We start from the raw sequence: 4,808 nt of genomic DNA, 5'->3' as shown, positions 1-4,808 counted from the left end.
GTATTGATTTGAAAGGTGGTATTCTTATTGCCTAAACGTTCACTAACTTACTATTTGGGCTCCAAAATATGCATTACTCTCGCTGACATTGTATACATAATGATTATTACAACTCACATCTATATCACAACTAGATCAGCTACAATTACTGCTCTTTTTCCATTATTACAAGTTATCACAAATCTTATCGCGAACACCTCTGCACCACTTATAATGAATCGGTTTCCATCTTATTCATTGCTATATACTCTACAATGGATTAAAACAGCTCTTTTAATATTGTTAATGATATTATTTCCTATACTATCAACAAACATTTCTGCTCTTTTAACTTTTGTTATTTTCATTTCATTATGTAGTGGCTGGAGCGCTCCTCTACTATACGCCGTTATCCCGCGCCTAACACCACAAGAAAAATTAGTAAAAGTAAATAGTGTCTTTTCCTTTTCAACACAAATTATACAAGCCGCTGCATACTCATTTACAAGCATAATTGTTCTTCTCATTGGCGTTACTTCGACACTCATGATTAATAACATATTGATGATTTTCGGATGTATTACATTACACCTTTCATTACAATCTATACAAGCTGAACGAGTAGCAGAACCCACTTCTTCGAAAACTACTGCATTATTAGAAGGATGGAAACTGTTATTTCAACACCCGTCTCTGCGCATCGTTACAATTATGGACTTAATTGAAACTTTCGCAGGGACGATATGGATCGGTGCTATTACGATGGCATATGTAACGACTGTTCTACATAAAGGCGAAGATTGGTGGGGATATATTAACACAAGTTATTACGTCGGCACATTAATTGGCGGGATATTAGCGTGGAAAATGAGTACATACATTCAAAACAATTTAATACGCTCCATGGCGATAGGCTCTCTTATGTTTAGTATTCTTACATTTTTATATGGTATGACAAGTAGCGGATTTATTGCGCTATTTCTTTGTGTTCTAATGGGACCATGCTATCAGATTAGAGATATTTCTCAAACGACAGTTTTACAATCAAGCGTCACTCCTTCTTTATTATCGAAGATGTATACAGCTCATGGTGCACTTCTCTCGACAGCTTCTGGTCTTTCTATGCTTAGCGTTGGAATTATTACTGATATGTTCGGCGTTCGTACTATTTATATTATCGCCGCTTTTCTTATTTTATGTTCTGCTTGTTTATCCTTTAACTTATTAAAATATCAGAAGACGGAGCAGAAAGATATTTCACTTTAATCAATAAAACAAGAAGGACAGGAATTCCTGTCCTCTTTGTTTATTCTATTCATGACAAGTTGGGAATCTTCCTATGTTTTGTCGCTTGTTCAAAAGCATATGCTAGTTTAATTAATGCCCCTTCACTAAAAGCAGCACTTGCAAGAGTAATTCCAAAAGGCCTCCCATTATCCATATATCCCGCAGGCATTGCTATAGACGGATAACCTGCTTTCGCACATATAGTAGATCCTATATAAGAAGGGAACAGTATCGCATCCAGGTTATATTTTTCCAACGCAAAATCAATACCTTGTTTTTGCGAAAAAAATATATCTTCTAATCTTGCGTTTAAATATTCTGGATTTCTTAACGTATTAGGAAAATCTGTTCTTCTCTCTAACTTAGTTTGTCCATATTTCAAAGCTCTTTCTGCTATATTTTCATTAAACTCTATTAATTCCAACATAGAATGTACTGGAGTGGTAGAAGGTAATTTAGAAAGATAGTTATCTAAGCTATGCTTCAATTCATAAAGCGGAACTCCCCAGCTCCATTCTCTATGAAAAGATGGAATATCAATATCTTCTACTATTGTCGCTCCCTTACTACGTAAAACTTGAATCGTTTCCTTAAACAATTTTTCATCGTATTCTCCAGATTCATAATAATCTTTTGACGCATTGCTAAATACACCAATCTTTGCCCCCTTTAAACCGTTAGCATCGAGGTAAGGTGTATAATCTTGATATGCCATTCCTTCACTTTTATGAGTAGCTACATCCTTCTCATCCACCCCAGTTAGACTCCCTAGTAAAATAGCAGCATCTGTTACCGTTCTAGCAAACGGACCGGCTGTATCTTGAGAATATGTGAACGGAATAATTCCTCTACGGCTAATTAAACCAACAGTCGGTTTAATACCTACAACCGAGTTTTGAACAGCTGGGCTCAAAATAGAAGCATCTGTCTCTGTTCCAACGGATAATACTGTAAAGTTAGCAGCAACTGCAACGGCAGACCCTGTACTCGATCCACCAACAAACATATCATCCTTTCCTGTGCCGTAAGGATTTATCGTTTGACCGCCTCTAGCACTATATCCAGCCCACATTTCAAAAGACATTCCATTTGCTAACTCTGTCATATTTGCTTTCCCTAGTATAATTGCACCTGCTTCTCGGAGCTTTTTAACAAGAACTGCATCTTCACTACTTATATTTTGTTCCAGGGCAATCGTACCTGCACTTGTATGCATTGAGTCATTCGTTTCAATATTGTCTTTAAGTAAAACAGGTATACCATGTAATAGGCCTCTTACACCTTTTGTCTTTCTTTCATGATCTAGCGCTTCTGCAATAAAGATAGCGTCCGGATTGATTTCTAAAATAGAATTGAGTTTCGGACCATCTTGGTCATATTTTGCGATTCTATGAAGATAATACATGACTAATTCTTTCGACGTTAATTTTCCTTCTTCCATTGCAGTTTGTATATCATGAATTGTTAATTCTTTTTGCAATAATGTATTGAACTGAATTTCCATTTTCATTCTCCTTTTATATACGACGTATATCTATTACTTTTTCATTTTCTCCGCTCCTCGCATAAACAACTACAATCCCTTTAAAGGACTTCAACTTACCAGTTTAAAAACCTTTAATTTCCAGAGAAATAAAAAGAGTCTGAAACGAATTCAATATCGCCTCAGACTCTTTTTATTATTTTACATATACCTCTTCTAACAAATGTAAAAACTCGCCTTGTTTACCCGCTAATTCAGGACATTTGTTAATATCAATCCACTCATAACAAAATACTAAACCTTTGTCTTCCTCACCGGCACTTACTATATGTTCCCACGTATCTTTCACATCTGTTAATAATGAAATGTGGAAAAAATGACGTTTTTGATATTCCTTTTTTTCTTTCATATAAATAATGTAATCAGAAAGGAAGCGTTCGATACAAAAATGGCGTAGTCCTGACTCTTCTTGTACTTCGCGTAAAATTGCTGCCTCTAACGTTTCCCCTTCATCTACTGTCCCACCTGGCACTTGGATACCAGCCTCTCGTATATCACGATGTTTAAAAACGAGTAGTTGCATAACCCCTTCTTTTTCTCTCGTAATATATGCATGTACCTTTTTCTTATATAACATCGTCATCTTAGCCCTCTCCCCTCAATTCATTACTGCGTTACTTCTTCAAGCGTCAGTTGGTTTTCATATAAATATGTAGCTTGCGGATTCCCAACATACCGTACATGCCACGGTTCATAACGATAGCCGGTAATCCCTTCTTTCTCTTTCGTATATCGAATGACAAAACCAAACTTATGGGCATTTTCAGAAAGCCACTTTCCTTCTTTCGTCTCCCCAAAAACAGTTTCTAACTGAAACTTAGCAGATTGCGATGTAATATCCATAGCTAGTCCAGTTTGGTGTTCACTCGTTCCAGGAACCGCACTAGACATCGCTGTTTTCGCTTCTCCATCTTGTTTTTTATACATTGTATTTAATGCTTTTTGTCGATCAAAAGATCTAAATCCAGAGACTGCAAAAAGGAAAATCCGTTCCTTATCAGCTTGCTGAATCATTTCCTCAAGTGCCATCGCTGCCTCTTTCCTCATCTTTTTCTTCTCCTGATCACCTTCACTAGAGTAACGTACTTTCGGAACAACTAAATCTGGCGGTCTATACCCATCTGGTAAACGCCTATTTTTATTCACAAGTACAAGCATCGAATTTGGATTACTAATGACTGCGATATCCCCATCCATATTAGCAATCGTTTCTTTAGCTTTTGGGAATATATTGTTTACATTTACTTCCCGCGCCTCTTGCTCCTTGTACATCTTATAATTTATTCCTGCTACTCCAATGATCAGTATCATTGCTACGGTACCAAGTAGTGCCCATCTTTTTTTCATATAACGACCTCTTATTTTAATAATTTGGCCATTTCATACTCATCGATACCTTTTCCATCGATGATAAGAGCAGATTTTTTGACACCTTCTTGTGCAAATCCAATTTTGCTATATAGTGCCTGAGCTCTTGTATTGTGGGCCATTACCGTTAATTCTAAACGCCATACATCATGTAATCTTGCCCACTTCTCTACTTCTTTAAACAAACTCGTTCCAATACCTCGGCCACTATACTCTTGCAAAATACCAATTACAATGCCTGCCACATGTCTCTTTCTTTGAAAATCATTACCATTAGCTAAAATAAATCCAATTACTCTATCATCTTCAACTGCTACAAATATTGTCGCATATTCATTTTCTATAAAACGGTGGACCATCTTTTCTTGTTGCTCTACTGTAGTTTTTCGTTCTCCTGGTTCGTATAACATAAATTTCGTTTCTTCGTCTAATTGCTTACTTAATTGTAAAAATGATGCTGCATCTTCTACTCTAATCTCTCGTATCATCTTGATCCCCTATCCATTCTGTTAGTTTAAAATTTTCCTTGTAAAAACATTTTCTCCACTATTCTGAAAATCCCTTTCTAAATTTCTTACTATAAATAGACAAATTTCGATATTACTATAATAATAGGTAATTATGTCTATAC

General features: G+C 36.1%; 5 protein-coding genes. 1 reads left to right on the top strand and 4 read right to left on the bottom strand.

Annotated elements, in window-relative coordinates:
• Nucleotides 1-27: 27 nt before the first annotated feature.
• Complete coding sequence (locus AB3X48_RS17855) at nt 28-1,245, top strand: MFS transporter (protein ID WP_002165926.1); 1,218 nt, start codon at nt 28-30, stop codon at nt 1,243-1,245.
• Between the two features lie 49 nt (nt 1,246-1,294).
• On the opposite strand, the gene AB3X48_RS17850 is transcribed toward AB3X48_RS17855, so the two are convergent.
• The 4 genes from AB3X48_RS17850 to AB3X48_RS17835 all read right to left on the bottom strand — a co-directional run bounded on the left by AB3X48_RS17850 (nt 1,295) and on the right by AB3X48_RS17835 (nt 4,665).
• Nucleotides 1,295-2,770, bottom strand: coding sequence for an amidase family protein (locus tag AB3X48_RS17850; RefSeq protein WP_016104632.1), 1,476 nt, complete (start codon nt 2,768-2,770; stop codon nt 1,295-1,297).
• Nucleotides 2,771-2,945: 175 nt separating this feature from the next.
• Nucleotides 2,946-3,392 carry an NUDIX hydrolase gene (locus tag AB3X48_RS17845; RefSeq protein WP_002200751.1) on the bottom strand — a complete coding sequence of 149 codons (447 nt, stop codon included), beginning with the start codon at nt 3,390-3,392 and terminating at the stop codon, nt 2,946-2,948.
• A 23-nt stretch (nt 3,393-3,415) separates the two neighbouring features.
• Complete coding sequence (locus tag AB3X48_RS17840) at nt 3,416-4,156, bottom strand: M15 family metallopeptidase (protein WP_016104631.1); 741 nt, start codon at nt 4,154-4,156, stop codon at nt 3,416-3,418.
• A gap of 11 nt (nt 4,157-4,167) precedes the next feature.
• Complete coding sequence (locus AB3X48_RS17835; RefSeq protein WP_016104630.1) at nt 4,168-4,665, bottom strand: GNAT family N-acetyltransferase; 498 nt, start codon at nt 4,663-4,665, stop codon at nt 4,168-4,170.
• Between the last annotated feature and the right edge of the window lie 143 nt (nt 4,666-4,808).

This window comes from Bacillus sp. S4, from assembly GCF_040838205.1.
Classification (GTDB): Bacteria; Bacillota; Bacilli; order Bacillales; family Bacillaceae_G; genus Bacillus_A; species Bacillus_A cereus_U.
The sequence above is the reverse complement of the archived record's forward strand: the minus strand, read 5'-3'. Positions and strand labels throughout refer to the sequence as shown.